This is a genomic window from Acinetobacter beijerinckii CIP 110307, assembly GCF_000369005.1.
GTDB classification, from domain to species: Bacteria; Pseudomonadota; Gammaproteobacteria; order Pseudomonadales; family Moraxellaceae; genus Acinetobacter; species Acinetobacter beijerinckii.
In genome coordinates this window covers 145,746-164,264 of the sequence record NZ_KB849763.1, presented here as the reverse complement: position 1 = coordinate 164,264, position 18,519 = coordinate 145,746, and the positions used below count along the sequence as shown (strand labels likewise).

18 protein-coding genes, 2 tRNA genes and 1 other RNA gene are annotated in these 18,519 nt (G+C 38.6%); 14 read left to right on the top strand and 7 right to left on the bottom strand.

The features are described from left to right. Nucleotides 1–54 precede the first annotated feature (54 nt). The 5 genes from coaD (at nucleotide 55) to F933_RS00735 (ending at nucleotide 1,669) form a co-directional block, all read left to right on the top strand. On the top strand, nucleotides 55–546 hold the full coding sequence (gene coaD / locus F933_RS00750; RefSeq protein WP_005056541.1) for a pantetheine-phosphate adenylyltransferase: 492 nt from the start codon (nucleotides 55–57) through the stop codon (nucleotides 544–546). Between the two features lies 1 nt (nucleotide 547). Continuing rightward, nucleotides 548–811, top strand: coding sequence for a YfhL family 4Fe-4S dicluster ferredoxin (locus tag F933_RS00745; protein WP_005056538.1), 264 nt, complete (start codon nucleotides 548–550; stop codon nucleotides 809–811). A gap of 26 nt (nucleotides 812–837) precedes the next feature. Then, nucleotides 838–1,193: RNase P RNA component class A (rnpB, locus tag F933_RS16845), an RNA gene on the top strand. A 61-nt stretch (nucleotides 1,194–1,254) separates the two neighbouring features. Next, nucleotides 1,255–1,331: transfer RNA gene (locus tag F933_RS00740), tRNA-Met, on the top strand. Between the two features lie 261 nt (nucleotides 1,332–1,592). Further along, nucleotides 1,593–1,669 (top strand) — tRNA-Met (locus F933_RS00735). A 95-nt stretch (nucleotides 1,670–1,764) separates the two neighbouring features. Here F933_RS00735 and F933_RS00730 read toward each other — a convergent pair. Beyond that, on the bottom strand, nucleotides 1,765–2,796 hold the full coding sequence (locus F933_RS00730) for a hypothetical protein (protein WP_005057496.1): 1,032 nt from the start codon (nucleotides 2,794–2,796) through the stop codon (nucleotides 1,765–1,767). Beyond that, nucleotides 2,789–4,414, bottom strand: coding sequence for an NAD+ synthase (locus F933_RS00725; protein WP_005057494.1), 1,626 nt, complete (start codon nucleotides 4,412–4,414; stop codon nucleotides 2,789–2,791). Before F933_RS00725 ends, F933_RS00730 begins: the two co-directional genes overlap by 8 nt. Before the next feature lie 867 nt (nucleotides 4,415–5,281). Here F933_RS00725 and F933_RS17185 point away from each other — a divergent pair. Continuing rightward, nucleotides 5,282–5,443, top strand: coding sequence for a hypothetical protein (locus tag F933_RS17185; protein ID WP_005057490.1), 162 nt, complete (start codon nucleotides 5,282–5,284; stop codon nucleotides 5,441–5,443). Between the two features lie 37 nt (nucleotides 5,444–5,480). Here F933_RS17185 and F933_RS00720 read toward each other — a convergent pair whose 3' ends face one another. Genes F933_RS00720 through F933_RS00710 form a run of 3 tightly spaced genes read right to left on the bottom strand, consistent with a single transcriptional unit; the run spans nucleotide 5,481 to nucleotide 7,780 of the window. Next, nucleotides 5,481–6,020, bottom strand: a complete 540-nt coding sequence (locus tag F933_RS00720; RefSeq protein WP_005057489.1) for a hypothetical protein — start codon at nucleotides 6,018–6,020, stop codon at nucleotides 5,481–5,483. Nucleotides 6,021–6,079: 59 nt separating this feature from the next. Then, nucleotides 6,080–6,532 carry a CopD family protein gene (locus F933_RS00715; RefSeq protein ID WP_005057487.1) on the bottom strand — a complete coding sequence of 151 codons (453 nt, stop codon included), beginning with the start codon at nucleotides 6,530–6,532 and terminating at the stop codon, nucleotides 6,080–6,082. Nucleotides 6,533–6,550: 18 nt separating this feature from the next. Next, a complete protein-coding gene (locus tag F933_RS00710) occupies nucleotides 6,551–7,780 on the bottom strand; it encodes a beta-ketoacyl synthase N-terminal-like domain-containing protein (RefSeq protein ID WP_005057485.1) in 1,230 nt (409 codons plus the stop codon). Nucleotides 7,781–8,070: 290 nt separating this feature from the next. Here F933_RS00710 and F933_RS00705 point away from each other — a divergent pair, with 290 nt between their 5' ends. The 8 genes from F933_RS00705 to rimI all read left to right on the top strand — a co-directional run bounded on the left by F933_RS00705 (nucleotide 8,071) and on the right by rimI (nucleotide 16,935). Beyond that, complete coding sequence (locus tag F933_RS00705) at nucleotides 8,071–9,420, top strand: EcsC family protein (RefSeq protein WP_005057483.1); 1,350 nt, start codon at nucleotides 8,071–8,073, stop codon at nucleotides 9,418–9,420. A 169-nt stretch (nucleotides 9,421–9,589) separates the two neighbouring features. Next, nucleotides 9,590–9,964: a 30S ribosomal protein S12 gene (rpsL, locus tag F933_RS00700; RefSeq protein WP_004638184.1), complete on the top strand. Its 375-nt coding sequence runs from the start codon at nucleotides 9,590–9,592 to the stop codon at nucleotides 9,962–9,964. A 159-nt stretch (nucleotides 9,965–10,123) separates the two neighbouring features. Continuing rightward, nucleotides 10,124–10,594 carry a 30S ribosomal protein S7 gene (rpsG, locus tag F933_RS00695; RefSeq protein ID WP_003653285.1) on the top strand — a complete coding sequence of 157 codons (471 nt, stop codon included), beginning with the start codon at nucleotides 10,124–10,126 and terminating at the stop codon, nucleotides 10,592–10,594. Between the two features lie 177 nt (nucleotides 10,595–10,771). Further along, nucleotides 10,772–12,910 carry an elongation factor G gene (fusA, locus tag F933_RS00690; RefSeq protein WP_005056516.1) on the top strand — a complete coding sequence of 713 codons (2,139 nt, stop codon included), beginning with the start codon at nucleotides 10,772–10,774 and terminating at the stop codon, nucleotides 12,908–12,910. 93 nt (nucleotides 12,911–13,003) lie between these two features. Beyond that, nucleotides 13,004–14,194, top strand: a complete 1,191-nt coding sequence (tuf, locus tag F933_RS00685) for an elongation factor Tu (RefSeq protein ID WP_005050895.1) — start codon at nucleotides 13,004–13,006, stop codon at nucleotides 14,192–14,194. A gap of 200 nt (nucleotides 14,195–14,394) precedes the next feature. After that, nucleotides 14,395–15,276 (top strand): metal-dependent hydrolase, encoded by an 882-nt coding sequence (locus F933_RS00680; protein ID WP_005057481.1) that lies wholly within the window; start codon nucleotides 14,395–14,397, stop codon nucleotides 15,274–15,276. Nucleotides 15,277–15,495: 219 nt separating this feature from the next. Further along, nucleotides 15,496–16,380 (top strand): metal-dependent hydrolase, encoded by an 885-nt coding sequence (locus F933_RS00675; RefSeq protein ID WP_005057479.1) that lies wholly within the window; start codon nucleotides 15,496–15,498, stop codon nucleotides 16,378–16,380. Between the two features lie 93 nt (nucleotides 16,381–16,473). Then, on the top strand, nucleotides 16,474–16,935 hold the full coding sequence (gene rimI, locus F933_RS00670) for a ribosomal protein S18-alanine N-acetyltransferase (RefSeq protein ID WP_212749950.1): 462 nt from the start codon (nucleotides 16,474–16,476) through the stop codon (nucleotides 16,933–16,935). Here rimI and F933_RS00665 read toward each other — a convergent pair. Together F933_RS00665 and aat are read right to left on the bottom strand one after the other, a co-directional pair. Further along, nucleotides 16,921–17,736 (bottom strand): arginyltransferase, encoded by an 816-nt coding sequence (locus F933_RS00665; protein WP_005057475.1) that lies wholly within the window; start codon nucleotides 17,734–17,736, stop codon nucleotides 16,921–16,923. The genes rimI and F933_RS00665 overlap by 15 nt on opposite strands. A gap of 28 nt (nucleotides 17,737–17,764) precedes the next feature. After that, nucleotides 17,765–18,496, bottom strand: coding sequence for a leucyl/phenylalanyl-tRNA--protein transferase (gene aat / locus F933_RS00660; protein ID WP_005057470.1), 732 nt, complete (start codon nucleotides 18,494–18,496; stop codon nucleotides 17,765–17,767). Nucleotides 18,497–18,519 lie beyond the last annotated feature (23 nt).

The window sequence follows — 18,519 nt, the reverse complement described above, 5'->3', positions numbered from 1 at the left end:
AGACATATTTTTTGTTAAAATACGTACCTTATCTCATTCATTAGAGTACAACGCATGTCTAAAACACGTGTGATTTATCCGGGGACTTTCGATCCAATTACCAATGGACATGTCGATTTGGTTGCTAGAGCATCAAAAATGTTTGATGAAGTTGTGGTAGCCATTGCGATTGGTCATCATAAAAATCCAGTGTTTAGTTTAGAAGAACGTGTGCAATTAGCTAAAGCATCATTAAGCCATTTAACCAATGTTGAGTTCGTTGGTTTTGACGGTCTTTTGGTTAATTTTTTTCGTGAACAGCGTGCAACAGCAGTACTTCGTGGTTTAAGAGCAATTTCAGATTTTGAATATGAATTTCAGTTGGCAAATATGAACCGTCAACTTGATCCACATTTTGAATCGGTCTTTTTAACACCTTCTGAGCAATATTCATTTATCTCATCAACATTGGTGAGAGAAATTGCTCGACTAAAAGGTGATGTAACTAAGTTCGTGCCTGCAATTGTCGTTGAGGCATTTGAACGTAAACATCAACAAGGTTGGTAGTGTGTCTTTATATATAACGGATGAGTGCATTAACTGCGATGTCTGTGAACCTGTGTGCCCTAATGAAGCAATTTATATGGGAGAACTGATCTATGAGATTAATCCATCACTTTGTACAGAATGCATTGGACATCATGATCAGCCACAGTGTCAGTTATTTTGTCCAGTTGATTGTATTCCGCTCGATCCCCAACATGTTGAATCCCATGATCAACTGATGGATAAATTCAAAAAATTAACTGCTCAAAAAAATACGAGCAATTAACGGCGAACTTTGGTAATATTCGCGGCGAAGTGGGCTGGACGGTCGCTGCTGTGGAGGTCTCCGTGACTGAAACAGGGGAGGAAAGTCCGGGCTTCATAGGGCAGGGTGCCAGGTAACGCCTGGGCGGCGAAAGCCGACGGCAAGTGCAGCAGAGAGTAGACCGCCTCATTCGTGAGGTAAGGGTGAAAGGGTGCGGTAAGAGCGCACCGCGTGTCTGGTAACAGTTCACGGCAAGGTAAACCCCACCAGAAGCAAGACCAAATAGGAATCCTGAGGCACGGCCCGTGCTGGATTCGGGTAGGTCGCTTGAGCGTATGAGTGATTGTACGCCTAGAGGAATGATCGTCCTCGACAGAACCCGGCTTACAGGCCCACTTCTCAAATTTTTTAAAATTGTGCTTGACGTGTGTATTGAAAGTTAAGATAATGCGCCCACAGTTTTCGGCTATGTAGCTCAGTTGGTTAGAGCACCGCACTCATAATGCGGGGGTCACAAGTTCAAGTCTCGTCATAGCCACCATTTTATAGACCACGCTCCTGCGTGGTCTCTTTTTGTCTGTAGTTTTTATACTATTCAAAAAATAATATTCTGAAGAGATCTTTCTTGTTTTTGTTGCTCTGTAAGAATTATCAACATCAAATTTTGTTGTGAGTAAATAGATTTGATGAAAAGTGATCAATTGATGATTAATAGCATAAAAACTGTTCATATGTTCTATATTTTCAAAGTCATAGACTTGACCAGAAATGTGGAAAACTAGATAATGCGCACACAGTTTACGGCTATGTAGCTCAGTTGGTTAGAGCACCGCACTCATAATGCGGGGGTCACAAGTTCAAGTCTCGTCATAGCCACCATTTTAAAAACCACGCTCCTGCGTGGTTTCTTTTTATCTAAGTAATACAAAAAAGTTTTACACCCCACCAAAAATTAACTTATTTGGTGGGGTTCTTTATAGATGCTTTTCGATTGTTTCTAAAGTTCGAGTGCTTTCATAGAATGGTTTGAGGATCAGCGTAATAATGGGTTCTAGTACGCCATGTTCATCAAGTGCTACTACAACTTTAGGGTAGAAACGGACAGCTTCATTTTGCAGATCAGACTCTTCAATGCCAATAGCAGCAAACACATCTTCTAAACTTTCATCTTCATAAAAGTCATAAAAAACTTTCACGCCATATAAAATCAGATCTTGAATAAATGAAGATTGACGCAGTTCTTTCCAGTATTCATAAATCATCACAAAAAACTCTTCGACATCAAGAGGAGTTACTTGTTTGGTATATTCTGATAATGGTTTTGCTTTGTTGTCATCCCAAATGTTGCGTGCAAGACTTTCTAAGTCCTTATCTGAAAGCAAGCTGAGATCAACTAGCTGTTCTTGGATGAATCGACCAATGCTTTCTTCAAGCTTTTGTTCGATACGCTGCTGTTGGCGATGCGAAAAGCTTTTTAGTTTTTGTTGCCACTCATATTTACTCTCAGAAATACGCTCTTCATCTGACTGAGCAAATAATTTTGGTAATTTATTCTGCAATGTTGTGGTTGCAATATATTGACATAATTGCTGAATAGAAGGGCTTTCTTTTAAAAAATGATTGAGATAATGACGGATATTCTCTAGTTCAAGAAACTTTGATAACCACATTTCAAACTGGTGATCAGAAAATACATCTTGTAGTTGCGCAGAGGATTGAATTGAAAACACATGAAGTCTTTGTGCAATTTCACCAATAAATTCTAATAAACCCGCACCAAGTTGCATTTCAAAAGCATAGCGCTTAACAACTGCTTGTATCTGCTCAAGTTCAATCACTTCTTTGAGTTTGATATTCGGTGCATGCTGTAAAAAGAGCTGTATGAATTGTTGGAAAAAATCAGCAGAAAGTTGAGTAGTCAGCTGATTTTTATAAAAAGAAACTTGCTCAAGCATAAGTGCTTGAGCAAGTAATTGTGACTTTTCAGAAACAATTTTTTCAGTCATTCGCGGTCCATCCATTGACGATAGGGTAGCGACGTTCGCGACTGAATGCACGTGAACTAATACGTGGTCCAATTGCTCCCTGACGGCGCTTGTATTCATTACGATCAACTAATTTGATCACTTTCTCAACCACGGCAGACTCGTAACCTTTTGCAATGATATCAGCTTGACTAAGATCTTCTTCAATATAGGCATACAAAATTGCATCGAGTACATCATAAGCAGGTAAAGAATCTTGATCTTTTTGATCTGGGCGTAATTCTGCTGAAGGCGGGCGAGTGATAACACGTTCAGGAATCACAGGTGTTTCACTCAGCGTATTTCGATATTTAGCTAACTCAAATACAATCGTTTTATAAACGTCTTTAAGTACTGAGAAACCACCAACCATGTCACCATAAAGTGTGCAATAGCCTACAGAGATTTCAGATTTATTTCCTGTTGAAAGAACAAGGTTACCAAACTTATTAGATAAACCCATTAACAACGTACCGCGAGTACGGGCTTGTAAGTTTTCTTCTGTTGCATCGGCAGGTGAGTTGCCAAAGAACGGGAATAGTGTTTGCATAAAGCTATTCACGATTGGGTGAATCTCTGCAATACCAAAGGTCACACCCATACGACGTGCTTGTTCTGTGGCGTCTTCTACACTCATTTGTGAAGTGTATGTATAAGGCATCATCACGGCTTGTACTTTATCTGCGCCGATTGCATCTACAGCAATTGCGAGTGTTAAAGCTGAATCAATACCACCAGATAAACCTAAAATCACACCAGGAAAGCCTGAGCGTTGCACGTAATCACGCGTTGCCATAACCAGTGCTTGGTAGATCTCAGCAAATGTTTCCAATGCAGGCGCAGTTTCAGACTTTTTGAATTGCTTTTGTTCTGCATCGTATTCAGCAATATAAATAGATTCTTGGAAGCTTGGTGCTTGGAGTGCAACTTCTCCATTGTTATTGCTAACAAAACTTGAACCATCAAAAATTAAGTCGTCTTGACCACCAACTTGATTCACATACACAATGTTTAAATGAAGTTGTTTTGCTAACTCATTTAGGGTTTGGATACGATGCTGTGGTTTACCAACTTCATATGGCGAAGCATTTAAAACTAATGCGGTCTCAACATTGAGCTGACTCAATTGTTTAACAGTATTCAGTGACCATACATCTTCACAAATAAGTACGCCAAATTTATGACCTAAATACTCAAAAACTAAGTGTTGATGCCCATCTTGAAAATAGCGCTTTTCATCAAAAACACCGTAGTTTGGTAAGTTCTGTTTATTGTAAATACCTAAAATCTGCCCATCTTTCATAACGGCAGCAGAATTATAACGGTTACCATCTTCGGTCTGATGGACAAAACCGAATACCATCACAATATCTTTAACTTCACTTAATTGAGCAAACGCTTTTTGAGTTCGCTTTTGTAGATTTGGTCGGAGTAATAAGTCTTCTGCTGGGTAACCTAACGTCGAAAGTTCAGGGAAGATGATTAAATCAGCCTGTTGTTGTTTCGCTAGATTTGCTTGCTCAACCATCTTTTGAGTATTTGCGTCAATATTGCCAATATGCGGAGAAAACTGAGCAAGGGCAATTTTAAAATTTTTCATTCAAACCTAATCCTGAGTCTTAATAAGTTCTGATATACAAGGTTTTGATTTATATAGGTATAGTTTTAAAAACGCATGTATATCATAGTGCTAAACAATCTGTGTCTTAAAGAAAAATGACAAGCCTAATAATATATACTAAATGCACATTTTTCTGCGTAAAAATAACAAGTTTTTCTGTATAAAATACTAAGATTTAGTGAGGAATCTTAGACTTTTTCATTTTTTATGTAGTTATGCTGCATATAGACGATTAAATTTAAGATGACTATATAAAGTTTTTTTCAGCTTATTATTTCACTCTAAAATGACACGTCTATTACAGTCTCTAAAAAAACATATTTTGCAATAAAAATGACGTTTTTTTATAAGTTTATTTTTTCCAAAATTATAAATGATTGTTTGTATTGAATAATAAATTATGCAAATTTACGCTTTTAGAGGTTGAGTGTTTTTTATACCGTTCGTCGGGAATCCATTTGCTACACTTGAGTGTACGTTTGTGCACTGCTATTATCCTAATTAATGTGAACGTCTGTACACTGTAATTCAAATAAATTATTTAAGCAGTTAGTAAAGAGAGGTAACAAATATGTCAGTATTATTTTTTCTAATCATCGCATCTATTTTGGCTATTGTTGTTGGCCGTGTAGGTACAGTCCTGCTACAAAATCAAGAAGCTTAACTACTCAATTTAAGAAGATTCTAAATTTTGGATTTATGAGGTGACAATATGTCAGTTTTATTATTCCCTGTTGTAGCTTTTGGTTTTGCAGTCGTTGTTGGGCGCATTGGTACAGTTATGTTCCGAGAAAAAGACAATAACGCTGAGTCAATCAATTAAGTTTGTTTAAAGAGGTAAAGATTATGTTTCCAGCTATTTTATTTCCTGTGATTGCCTTAGGTTTGGCAGTTGGAGTAGGGCGAGTAGGTACGATTGTTATGGATGCAATGCGTGTAGATTTCACAACAGATATGGATGTTGACCATGAACTCAAAACTGAACAAAGCAAAGGAACCGCTGCTTAACAGCAATTCTGAATTTTCAACTTAAAAGCCCTGTAATTTAACCTACAGGGCTTTTATTTTTATCTATGATATTTGGAATTTTCTTTAAAAAAATATCTTTTGCGATATCACCTTGCTGTTCGATATTGTATGTATCGTAGGGTTTATCTTCAATAAGTTCATAATGATAGGGGTTATATTTCTTTAAACTTAAATAATATCCAGTTTGAAGTATTGCACCTTTAAGTATGACGTTGATGCCTTGCTGAAACTGTAGAATATGAGCTAACTCATGAATAAATATACTTTTTAAGGAAAGTGAAGCTTTCGAGTAGTCTGAACAGAAATATTTTTGATGGACAAACAAGTTACCATTTGGAGCCATAAAAATATCAACGGGTTGCCATGGTAAGTAAGCAATATTAAAGATTTTCACCTCATCATAATTAATGAGATTACCAAAGACTTGTTTTGCCATCACAATTTCATCGACTGTGAGTCTGCGATATTGAAATTCATGCATTTTTAGATGAACAATCAGCTTGGAAAACAACCAAAAATTTAAATTCTCAATGTATCTATAGAATGAATGAATCATATGATGTCTGAAGTTATTCTATTAATATCTTTCATTTATTCTAGAATAAAAAACCTCAGTTAGAACTGAGGTTTTACAACAACTAAAATAATAATTGCAAATAATAATAAGGTGGGCATTTCATTGAAGAAACGCCAAAACCTATGCGACTTATAGTGTGCATTGCCAATCAGTTTTTTACGGTAGTAACCACAAACAAAATGATAAATGACTAATAAGCCAACTAAGCCAACTTTCATATAAAACCATAATGCTTCATGGTAGTGTCGAGTTGCATCACCCCAATCTACAAGAAAATGGGCTGTGAGGAGTGTGGCGATCATAGAGGGCCACATGATTCCGCGATACAACTTGCGTTCCATCACTTCAAAGCGTTGATGACTAATCGCATCCTCGCTCATTGCGTGATAAACATATAATCGTGGTAAGTAGAATAAAGCAGCAAACCAACAAACCACGGCAATAATATGTAATGCTTTTACCCATAAAAAAGCATCAGAAGGTGCATCCATTGATAATCCTATGCGGGATTATGCATCCCACTTCTTGAAAATGAGGCAAGCGTTTACACCGCCAAAGCCAAAACTGTTACTCATTACAGTATTCAGTTTTGCATCACGTTTTTCAAGTACAAGATCAAAACCTTGTGCGCCTTCATCTAATTCTGTCACATTAATGTTTGGTGCAATAAAACCATTTTGCATCATTAATACTGAATAAATTGCTTCCTGAACGCCTGCTGCACCCAAACTATGACCCGTCATAGATTTCGTTGAGCTAAATGCAGGAACTTGACCTTCGCCAAATGCTCGCTCCATTGCTTTAAGTTCAGTGATATCGCCTGCTGGCGTAGATGTACCATGAGTGTTTACATAATCTACTGTTTCAACACCATGTTGTTTTGCTTCGTCTAAGGCCATTAGGATACAGCGCGTTGCACCTTCACCAGATGGGGCAACCATATCAGCACCATCACTGTTAGCTGCATAAGCAACGACTTCTGCAAGAATATTTGCACCACGTGCTTGAGCGTGTTCAAGTGATTCAAGTACAACGAAGCCACCACCGCCAGCAATCACAAAGCCATCACGGTCAGCAGAGTAAGGGCGAGATGCAGTTTCAGGAGAATCATTGTATTTTGAACATAACGCGCCCATTGCATCAAATAATAAGCTTTGAGACCAGTGATCTTCTTCACCACCACCCGCAAGCATTAGGTCTTGTTTACCCAATTGAATCAGGTTGTAGGCATAGCCTATTGCATCAGCAGAAGTTGCACATGCACTGGTAATTGAGTGCGCAACGCCTTGTAGTTTCAATGCTACACCGACATTCGCTGTAATTGTATTGCTCATATTGCGGGGTACGAAGAATGGGCCAATTTTACGAGCACCTTTTTCTTCTAGTAATTTCACCATTTCTGTCACAGAAGCAGTTGAGTTACCACCACTTCCGCCAGCAATACCATAACGAGGGTTATTCGCTAGATCTTCTTGTTTCAGACCTGCATGCTCTACAGCTGCAATCGCTGTGTTGTATGCATACATGGCACATACGCCCATAAAGCGCTTTAATTTACGATCGATATTATCAAATTCTTGAACTGCGGCTGCGCTCACATGGCTTTTGAAATTGAGTTCAGCATAAGTTGGGTTAAAACGTGTTCCCGAGATTCCATTTTTTAAAGAATGAGTGACCTCTTCTAAAGAGTTACCGATACATGAGTTAATGCCCATACCAGTGATTACAACACGTTTCATTTACAGATCCCTTTTATGGTAATACTAAGCCTTGTGCATCATCGTTATGTTTAAAAATTAGGAGAATATAACGATTGAAATGACTTATGAGTGAATGACACCATGATAACAGAAAGGATTTTCATTTCTTATGGCATATTTTATGTCTATTTCTGATTGAGTCGATATGGGTGCTTATGAGTGATGTTGTGACGAAACGTAATGAAAGTACACAGATAAAAGTTGAGATAAATCTATATTCAACCTAGTATTTAGCTAGAAATTCGCAAATGACAGAACAGAGGTACTTGATGACAAATTCTAAAAACAAGCAATCTTCAGGTTTATTGGCACAAGCCTTTGGAGTGGCTAAAAAGCTCAGTTCGGAATTGCAAAAATTTCAAGTTGCTCCTACAACTTCAAGTGCTGAACATGCTCAATCAGCCAATGTTATTGAAGGAAGTGCTCGATTTAAAAGTCCTTTTGAAGTGGAAAAATATGAAAATCCACAACATATGCTACGCCAACAATTTCCAAAACTATCTCATCAACTATTGGGTAGACATTATAGTAAAGTAAATAATATTGCGACTTTTGTGTCTCCAGATTTAGGTGAAAAAGTTTCTGATTATTTGTTTCAATGGTTAAATGAATTTAGTTCAAATAGTTCTCTGACCGAAAAAATTCTTGAAGAGGCTGGTGTAAATGACATCATTGAATTAACAAAAGATACAGGTCGCTCACAACGATTGAGTCAAGCCCTGATTGAGCAAAATAAACTATTGGCATTAGCACAAGGTGCAGTGACAGGTGCAACAGGCGTTTGGGGTGCGGCGATTGATATTCCAGCATCAATTGTTTTGGCGTTAAGAACTATTTATCAAACTGGTCGTTCGCACGGTTTTGATCTTACTGATGAAAATGATCAAGAGATTGTTGCTTTTATTTTTAAAGAAATTGACCTGAGTTTGGTTGCAGAAAAACAGACTTTGTTAGTCGCATTAAAAGCTTTGAAATCAATGCTTGAAACGCACGATTTGCAGCAATTCCAAAAACTATTAGGTTCCAATAATGATATTAAACTGGTTAAAAAATGGTTGGTTGATGATGCGGGACAATTTAAGTGGGCATGGTTAAATCAAATTCCACAAGTGTCTATGATTGGCAAATTGACTCCAATTGCGGGTGCGGCTTTAGGTGGTTTTTATAGTTGGAGACTGCTTGAAGATGTTGGGCAAAAATCTCAATCGGTTTTTGGTGCAGCACGTTTTTATTTAAACGAATATCCAACAGAAAACATTTCGGCATTAGATGCTTATTATAAGGCGGAAGCTTTATTGAGAAAGCAACCCACACGGTTATTAGACACTGAAGAAGTTAGTTCTAGTCAAGCTTTAGAGGCTGACGAACAAAAAAATGATGTCATTACCAGTGTTTCGATTCAAACAAAAGATGAATCTATCTCTAAACCACCTGTAGAAAGACAAGTCGAAGAGGGTATTCAACAACTTGCTGAACAACATGTGGTTGAACATGCTCATACAGAGCAACAGCCTGCATTAAAAGTAGAGCAAGATGAATTACTTGTTGATGAAGAATCTGAAATATCAAATGAAAAAAAGTCAATTGATATAGAGCCAGCATCAACAAAACATAGTTAATTTTTCACTCCAGTTTAGGGAGTAGAAAAAACTACAAAAAACCTTGAAATGGTCAATAGTTGCTTTGTTTTGCGATGTTGACCATTTTTAGTTCTTGGCTTACAATTATGTGCCCTTAAAAAGAGGTGTTTTTCTTTTTAAGGTTGTTTAATAACGGGAGAATTGCCAAATGGCAACAACAAATCAGTTGATCCGTAAGGGTCGTACAACTTTGATTGAAAAATCAAAAGTTCCTGCGTTGAAGGCTTGTCCACAACGTCGTGGTGTATGTACACGTGTTTACACGACTACACCTAAAAAACCTAACTCAGCAATGCGTAAGGTTTGCCGTGTTCGCTTAACTTCAGGTTTTGAAGTATCAAGCTATATCGGTGGTGAAGGTCATAACTTACAAGAGCACAGTGTTGTTCTTATCCGTGGTGGTCGTGTTAAAGACTTACCAGGTGTACGTTACCATACCGTTCGTGGTTCTTTAGACTGTGCTGGTGTGAAAGATCGTAACCAGTCACGTTCTAAATACGGTGCTAAACGTCCTAAGAAGTAATTCTGGGAAATTTAGCCAAGCAACCTTTTAGCGTTTCGCTTGTTTGAATTCTTCATAGATTTGTAATTCAAGCGACGTATAGTAAGGCCAGCGTAGCGTACATGACACTTGTACAAACTGCTGGATTATCCTGAAGTGTCATATTTTTAGGTGTATAAAATGCCAAGACGTCGCGTAGTCGCTGCTCGTGAGATCCTTCCAGATCCAAAATTTAGCAGCCAAACAATCGCTAAATTCATGAACCACGTAATGCAAGATGGTAAAAAGTCTGTTGCTGAAGGTATCGTTTACGGTGCTTTAGAACGTGTTCAAGAAAAAAACAAAGTTGACCCAGTTGAATTTTTCGAGACTACTCTTGAAAAAGTTCGTCCTATGGTTGAAGTAAAAGCACGCCGTGTTGGTGGTGCTACTTATCAAGTACCTATGGAAGTACGCCCATCCCGTCGTACTGCCTTAGCTATGCGTTGGTTAGTAGATGCTGCTGCTAAGCGTTCTGAAAAAACGATGGCTTTACGTCTTGCTGGTGAGTTGCTTGATGCAGCTGAAGGTAAAGGTTCTGCGATCAAAAAACGTGAAGACGTGCATCGTATGGCTGAAGCCAACAAAGCCTTCTCTCACTACCGTTTCTAAGCGGATAAAACAGTCCCTAATCAGGAGAATATTCATGCGTACAGCAGCTCGATTCAACATTGCTCTTTATCAAAGTGGGAGCTTTGCGGGTATTTAAGTTGCCTGCTTGGATATTTGTGCGCATCAATTTAATTGATGCGTCCTGTTTTAAATATAACATTTAGGAATGTAGACATCATGGCTCGCCAAACCCCTATTAGTAATTACCGTAATATTGGTATTTCTGCGCATATTGACGCAGGTAAAACAACTACAACAGAACGTATTTTGTTCTACACAGGTGTATCTCACAAAATTGGTGAAGTACACGATGGTGCAGCAACAATGGACTGGATGGAACAAGAGCAAGAGCGTGGTATTACAATTACCTCTGCTGCAACAACTTGTTTCTGGTCAGGTATGAGTAGCCAATTTGCACAACACCGTATCAACGTAATTGATACACCGGGACACGTTGACTTCACAATCGAAGTTGAACGTTCTATGCGTGTTCTTGATGGTGCGTGCATGGTTTACTGTGCAGTTGGTGGTGTACAACCTCAGTCTGAAACTGTATGGCGTCAAGCAAACAAATATAAAGTGCCTCGTTTAGCATTCGTGAACAAGATGGACCGTACTGGTGCAAACTTCTTCCGTGCTGTAGAGCAAGTTAAAACTCGTTTAGGTGGTAACCCTGTACCTATCGTTGTGCCAATTGGTGCAGAAGATACGTTTGCGGGTGTTGTTGATCTTATCGAAATGAAAGCGATTATCTGGGATGAAGCATCTCAAGGTATGAAGTTTGAATACGGTGATATCCCTGCTGATCTAGTAGATACTGCTAACGAATGGCGTACTAAGATGGTTGAAGCTGCGGCTGAAGCATCTGAAGAGTTAATGGACAAGTACTTAGAAGAAGGTGATCTTTCTAAAGAAGAAATCATCGCTGGTCTTCGTACTCGTACTTTAGCATCTGAAATTCAAGTAATGCTTTGTGGTTCAGCGTTCAAGAACAAAGGTGTTCAACGTATGTTGGATGCTGTAATTCAATTCTTACCTTCTCCAACAGAAGTTAAAGCGATTGAAGGTATCCTTGACGACAAAGATGAAACTAAAGCATCTCGTGAAGCATCTGACGAAGCTCCGTTCTCTGCACTTGCGTTCAAAATCATGAACGATAAGTTCGTAGGTAACTTAACATTCGTACGTGTTTATTCTGGTGTTCTTAAACAAGGTGATCCGGTTTATAACCCAGTTAAATCTAAGCGTGAGCGTATTGGTCGTATCGTGCAAATGCATGCGAACGAACGTCAAGATCTTGATGAAATTCGTGCAGGTGATATCGCAGCGTGTGTAGGTCTTAAAGACGTTACTACGGGTGATACATTATGTGATGAGAAAAACATCATTACACTTGAGCGTATGGAATTCCCAGAGCCAGTAATTTCATTGGCTGTTGAACCAAAAACTAAAGCTGACCAAGAAAAAATGTCAATTGCTTTAGGTCGTTTGGCTAAAGAAGATCCATCGTTCCGCGTTCGTACAGATGAAGAATCTGGTCAAACGATTATTGCTGGTATGGGTGAGCTTCACCTTGACATCATCGTTGACCGTATGAAGCGTGAATTCGGTGTTGAAGCGAACATTGGTAAACCAATGGTTGCTTACCGCGAAACAATCAAAAAGACTGTTGAGCAAGAAGGTAAGTTTGTTCGTCAAACAGGTGGTAAAGGTAAATTCGGTCATGTATATGTTCGTTTAGAGCCTATGGATGTTGAAGAAGCTGGTAAAGAATACCAATTCGCTGAAGAAGTTGTCGGCGGTACAGTACCTAAAGAATTCTTTGGTGCGGTTGACAAAGGTATTCAAGAACGTATGAAGAATGGTGTATTAGCTGGTTACCCTGTTGTGGGTATCAAAGCGACATTATTTGATGGTTCTTACCACGATGTCGATTCTGATGAATTGTCGTTCAAAATGGCTGGTTCTTATGCATTCCGTGACGGTTTCATGAAAGCAGATCCTATCCTTCTTGAACCAATCATGAAAGTTGAAGTAGAAACTCCAGAAGACTACATGGGCGATATCATGGGTGACTTAAACCGTCGTCGTGGTATGGTTCAAGGTATGGACGATCTTCCTGGTGGAACAAAAGCAATTAAAGCAGAAGTTCCATTAGCTGAGATGTTTGGTTACGCAACTCAAATGCGTTCTATGTCTCAAGGTCGTGCGACTTATTCTATGGAATTCGCTAAATACGCAGAGACGCCACGTAACGTTGCTGAAGGCATCATCGCTAAGTTCCAGACTGGCGGTAAAAAAGGTGACGACGAGTAATCTTTCGATTACTATATTAGCCAACTAAAATTTAGTTAAAAAACCAAGTGCTCATGGGTGACCCTCATGAGCAGTTTATAAAGGAAGATCATCATGGCTAAAGCCAAGTTTGAACGTAATAAACCACACGTAAACGTGGGTACAATTGGTCACGTTGACCATGGTAAAACAACTTTAACTGCTGCGATTGCAACTATTTGTGCAAAAACTTACGGCGGTGAAGCGAAAGATTACTCGCAAATCGACTCAGCTCCTGAAGAAAAAGCACGTGGTATTACAATTAATACTTCACACGTAGAATACGATTCTCCAATCCGTCACTACGCTCACGTAGACTGCCCGGGCCACGCCGATTATGTTAAAAACATGATTACTGGTGCTGCTCAGATGGATGGCGCGATCCTTGTATGTGCTGCGACTGATGGTCCAATGCCACAAACTCGTGAACACATCCTTCTTTCACGTCAGGTTGGTGTACCTTACATCATCGTATTCTTAAACAAGTGTGACCTTGTTGATGATGAAGAATTACTTGAATTAGTAGAAATGGAAGTTCGTGAACTTCTTTCTACTTATGACTTCCCAGGTGATGACACTCCAATCATCCGTGGTTCAGCGCTTCAAGCATTAAATGGTAACGATGGTCCTTATGGCGAACAAGCTGTAATCGACTTAGTTGCTGCACTTGACTCTTACATTCCAGAGCCAGAGCGTGCAATCGACAAAGCATTCTTAATGCCAATCGAAGATGTATTCTCTATTTCAGGCCGTGGTACAGTTGTAACTGGTCGTGTTGAATCTGGTATCGTTAAAGTTGGCGAATCAGTTGAAATCGTTGGTATTCGTGACACAGTAGTAACAACTGTAACTGGCGTGGAAATGTTCCGTAAACTTCTTGACGAAGGTCGTGCGGGCGAGAACTGTGGTGTTCTTCTTCGTGGTACTAAGCGTGAAGACGTACAACGTGGTCAAGTACTTGCTAAGCCGGGTACAATCAAGCCGCACACTAAATTCGATGCAGAAGTATACGTACTTTCTAAAGAAGAAGGTGGTCGTCATACTCCATTCCTTAACGGTTACCGTCCACAGTTCTACTTCCGTACAACTGACGTAACTGGCGCGATCAAATTACAAGATGGCGTTGAAATGGTTATGCCTGGTGACAACGTAGAAATGTCAGTAGAATTAATTCACCCGATCGCAATGGACCCAGGTCTACGTTTTGCGATCCGTGAAGGTGGTCGTACTGTAGGTGCTGGTGTTGTTGCTAAAGTAACTGCATAAGCCCTTAAAGTAATAAAAAAGCACTCCTTTAGGGGTGCTTTTTTATATCTATTGTTTGACAATATTTTGTAAGAGTGTCCTTAACTGATACCTTGCTGTCCTAAACTGCACTTAATTGATCAGCATAAAACCGTAATATAAAACTCAAGAAAACGAACAAAAGTGCTCAGTGAAAAAATCACTGAAAAGGAGTAGGCGGCATGAATGCTAAAGTAAATATTTCAAATCGTGCAGGTGCAAGTTTCCCTGTACGTCGTATGAGTTTTGATTTTGATCAAGTACCTGAATATTGGATGAATGGTTCAGCAGGTCTTACACATTTTATGACTGCTTTATCAGCGCTGTTTCCGGATGGTGAAAAATTATTTATCGATGCGGTACGTGCCGTCCGTTATCATCCGACAATTAAAGATAATGCTGAATTACAGAAAGAAATTAGTGCTTTTATTGGTCAAGAAGCAATGCATACTCAGGAGCACGTGAATTTTAATGCTTCTGCACAAAAATATGGTCATGATGTTCGATCGCTAGAACAAATCACTGGACGTTATATTCAATTTGCACTTAATAATTTTTCAAAGATTGTAAAGCCCTTTGGTATGACAAAAGAGATGGTCGATTTAACAGCTACGACCGCTCTAGAACACTTTACTGCAACGATTGCTTCAGAACTATTACGTAATAAACATATCCAAGATTTGATGACAGATGACACAATGTCATATATGTGGTTTTGGCATGCTGTCGAAGAAAATGAACACAAAGCTGTTGCGTATGATGTTTATGAGTCAGTGTTTGGTAAGGGGCTGAAAGCCTATAGCTTACGTACCTCAGCACTTGTATTTGCAATGACATTGATCTTTATTTTGCAATCCTATTTTACTTTACGTTTGCTTCAGCAAGATAAGAAATTAAATCTAAAAGAATTGGGTATGATTTATAAATATGGTTATAGCCCTTCTAAAGGTATAATTTCAGGGATGGCGGGTGAAATGCTGGCTTATTTCAAACCGAAATTTCATCCAAATGATTTAGATACAGTGCAATTATTGAAAGATTGGAAAGCAAAACTAGGTTTGTAATATTTCCAATAAAAATTAAAAGTGAAATTTAAAAGGACAATTTATTGTCCTTTTTCTTTTATTATTACTTTTTTACTCTTTAAACGTATTTTTGTGAAATGTCCTAAGATGATGCTTTTGTGACCTTATCTGCACTTATTTATAGCATCAAAAACAGCGTATAACTAAAGAATAATAATGAATTAATAAATATATCTGCAATATATAGGAGAGCGTTATATGAATGCTAAAGTCAATATTTCAAACCGAGCTGGCGCTAGCTTTCCTGTACGCCGAATGGACTTTGAGTTTGGTGAAGTGCCACGCTACTGGGCAAGTGGTGATGCAGCTTTAACACATTTTATGACCGCACTCTCAGCCCTATTTCCAGAAGGCGAGCAATTCTTTGTCAATAGTACGCGTGCAGTAAGAAACGATCCTAAGTTAGCAGATCCTGCATTACAGAAAGAAATAAGTGCTTTTATTGGTCAAGAAGCGATGCATTCTAAAGAACATCTTGCATTTAATGCTTCAGCTCAAGCATATGGATATGATGTTCGTAAATTAGAAGCACAGACTGGTAAAGTGATTGATACGGCAGCAAGTGTTATTTCAACTGTAATGAAACCATTTGGTTTTACCAAAGAAATGATCGGTTTAACAGGGACATGTGCCTTGGAGCATTTTACCTCGACCATTGCGGAAGAGTTGTTGAGTAACCCTGATATTCAATCCATGTTTATGGATGAGACGATGTACCATTTATGGATGTGGCATGCCGTTGAGGAAAATGAGCATAAAGCCGTGGCATTCGATGTTTATGAAGCCATGTATGGTCAAGGGCTTAAAGCGTATTTTATGCGTTCTCTAGCTTTGGTTATTGCCATGGGGCTAATCTTTATCACGCAATCTTATTTCACAGCAACATTGCTTAAAACAGATGGCAAGCTGACATGGCGTGACACAAAATACATGCTTAAGTTCATGTATGGCTATAAAGGCTTTATGACGCGTCAAATACCAGCTTTATTGTCATTTTTAAGACCAAAATTTCATCCTAATGATGATGATACAACTACGCTATTAAATAAATGGCGTGCTGAGTTAGGCTTTAATCCGAATTAAAATGATGGGCAATTCAGATTGCCCAATTTTTTATTTATATTTTTACTTAAATTGTCGATAATCTGCCAAATTAGATTTTTGGAAGATATTCGAGTGATCAGATTAATGCAAGAAAATGACTTGGATCCTGTAACAGCAATTGAGCGTTTACTGCAAACTCATCCTTGGTCGAAGCAACAATTCCGAGAGTCTCTAGCTTCTTATCAATGTACCATATATGAAGAGGCTGATCAGGTTGTGGGATTCTGTATTCTACAACCTGTTTTGGATGAAGCTAATTTATTGTTGATGGCGATCCATCCAAGTCAGCAGGGTAAAGGTCTTGGATACGAATTGTTAGATTATTCTATTAAACAATTAAAAAATGACCCGATTCAGATTTTTTTAGAAGTGCGTGAAAGTAATGCAGCGGCAATTCGTTTGTATGAAAAAGCAGATTTTCATCAAATTGATTTGCGTAAAAACTATTATCCAAATTTAGATGGCTCAAGAGAGCATGCTGTGATTATGGTCAAAACATGCACGGATGATTTTGCGGCATTATTTAATAATTAAATTATTCCATTCAGAAGGCAGCGTACTCATTAATGAATTACCCAGTTGATGAATTTCATTTTCAGAAAGTGGACGGTTGAGTCGGCGCCATTGTCCATCGAGTAATAATTCAAGTGGTGTGTATTGTGATTTATAGTTCATCTTGGATGAATGTGGCACCCAATAACCTAAATAAAGATAATCGAGATTAAGCATTTTGACATATTCAATTTGCTTGAGAATAGCGAATACCCCTAAAGAGCGGCGTTGTTCATCTGGATCAAAAAATGTATAAACGGCTGACAGTCCGTCATCCATCAAATCGCAAGTTGAAATAGCAATCAGTTTTTTATCTTCCCAAAGTTCTATGAAGAAGCTTTCTGTGCAGCTATGCACTAGAAATTTCTCAAATTGATCTAAACTTGCAGGATACATATCGCCATCTGAGTGGCGTTCATTAATATATCTTTCATATAAATCATAATGTTGTTGAGTGGCTTGCGAGGTCGGTAAGATACTCATTTGTAAATCTTGGTTGCGTTTCCATGCCTTTTTTTGGCTGCTATTCATTTTAAATTCTTGAATAGGAACGCGGCAGGATAAGCATTGCCGACATAAATGACATTCAGGGCGATAGACAAAATCACCACTGCGACGAAAGCCGACACGAGAAAGTTCTGACAACGTCACCACATCAATGCGATGAATTGGGTCTAAGAACACCATCCGAGCTGATTTGTTATCTAGATAACTACAGTCATGTGGAGGCGTGATGTAATACTGTAAGTCATTTAAAAGGGACTTGGGTTGGTATGATTTCATTAATCTGTCCCTCCAAGGTGTTAATCCATTAACCGTCTAATTTTGCAAAAACTGCTATTGTTTTACTTGAAAATACACGTTCTTGATAACTTTTCCAATTGATAGAGGGGGTGATAATTACATCTTGTAACGATTTTAAATATATTTGGCGAGAAAGTGTACTCGCGCCTAAGCTTGAAAGATGTTCATTCACCAATTGGCAATCAATCCAAGGTAATTTATTTTCTTGACCAATTAGCATTAATGTATAAAAAGCCATTTTTGATACGTCTGTTTTTATACTAAACATAGATTCACCAAAACAACCTGTACCTATGGTCACACCATATAATCCACCAACGAGTTTTTCTTGCTCCCATACTTCAACACTGTATGCATAACCCGCTTCAAATAGGGCACAATAACCTTGAATGATATCTTCACTAATCCATGTTTCATTGGCATAGTTCCGTGGCAACGAGCATGAGCGGATGACATTCTCAAAAGCGTGATTTACCGTGATTTGATAGTCGTGTTTCTTCATGTTGCGTATTAAAGACTTACTTGGTTTGTAAGCTTGAGGCTCAATAATGCAGCGTGGTTCAGGACTCCACCAACAAATGGGTTCATCTTCATTGAACCAAGGGAACAAACCGTGAGTATAGGCTTCAAATAGAGTAGAAGGGGAAAGATCTGCACCAATACAAATGAATCCATGACCTTCTGGATCGGCTTCGATCGGATTGGGAAAAATATATTGGGATGGAGGAAGTTGTTGCATAGCCAATAAAGTAAATAAGAATA

Excerpts from the sequence above, each read along its gene's own strand:
- F933_RS00675 (WP_005057479.1), top strand. The coding sequence starts at position 15,496 with ATGAATGCTAAAGTCAATATTTCAAACCGAGCTGGCGCTAGCTTTCCT.
- F933_RS00720 (WP_005057489.1), bottom strand. The coding sequence starts at position 6,020 with ATGATTCATTCATTCTATAGATACATTGAGAATTTAAATTTTTGGTTG.
- F933_RS00665 (WP_005057475.1), bottom strand. The coding sequence starts at position 17,736 with ATGAAATCATACCAACCCAAGTCCCTTTTAAATGACTTACAGTATTAC.
- tuf (WP_005050895.1), top strand. The coding sequence starts at position 13,004 with ATGGCTAAAGCCAAGTTTGAACGTAATAAACCACACGTAAACGTGGGT.
- F933_RS17185 (WP_005057490.1), top strand. The coding sequence starts at position 5,282 with ATGTTTCCAGCTATTTTATTTCCTGTGATTGCCTTAGGTTTGGCAGTT.
- F933_RS00680 (WP_005057481.1), top strand. The coding sequence starts at position 14,395 with ATGAATGCTAAAGTAAATATTTCAAATCGTGCAGGTGCAAGTTTCCCT.
- fusA (WP_005056516.1), top strand. The coding sequence starts at position 10,772 with ATGGCTCGCCAAACCCCTATTAGTAATTACCGTAATATTGGTATTTCT.
- F933_RS00705 (WP_005057483.1), top strand. The coding sequence starts at position 8,071 with ATGACAAATTCTAAAAACAAGCAATCTTCAGGTTTATTGGCACAAGCC.
- F933_RS00725 (WP_005057494.1), bottom strand. The coding sequence starts at position 4,414 with ATGAAAAATTTTAAAATTGCCCTTGCTCAGTTTTCTCCGCATATTGGC.
- F933_RS00730 (WP_005057496.1), bottom strand. The coding sequence starts at position 2,796 with ATGACTGAAAAAATTGTTTCTGAAAAGTCACAATTACTTGCTCAAGCA.
- F933_RS00715 (WP_005057487.1), bottom strand. The coding sequence starts at position 6,532 with ATGGATGCACCTTCTGATGCTTTTTTATGGGTAAAAGCATTACATATT.
- coaD (WP_005056541.1), top strand. The coding sequence starts at position 55 with ATGTCTAAAACACGTGTGATTTATCCGGGGACTTTCGATCCAATTACC.
- rpsL (WP_004638184.1), top strand. The coding sequence starts at position 9,590 with ATGGCAACAACAAATCAGTTGATCCGTAAGGGTCGTACAACTTTGATT.
- F933_RS00710 (WP_005057485.1), bottom strand. The coding sequence starts at position 7,780 with ATGAAACGTGTTGTAATCACTGGTATGGGCATTAACTCATGTATCGGT.
- rpsG (WP_003653285.1), top strand. The coding sequence starts at position 10,124 with ATGCCAAGACGTCGCGTAGTCGCTGCTCGTGAGATCCTTCCAGATCCA.
- aat (WP_005057470.1), bottom strand. The coding sequence starts at position 18,496 with ATGCAACAACTTCCTCCATCCCAATATATTTTTCCCAATCCGATCGAA.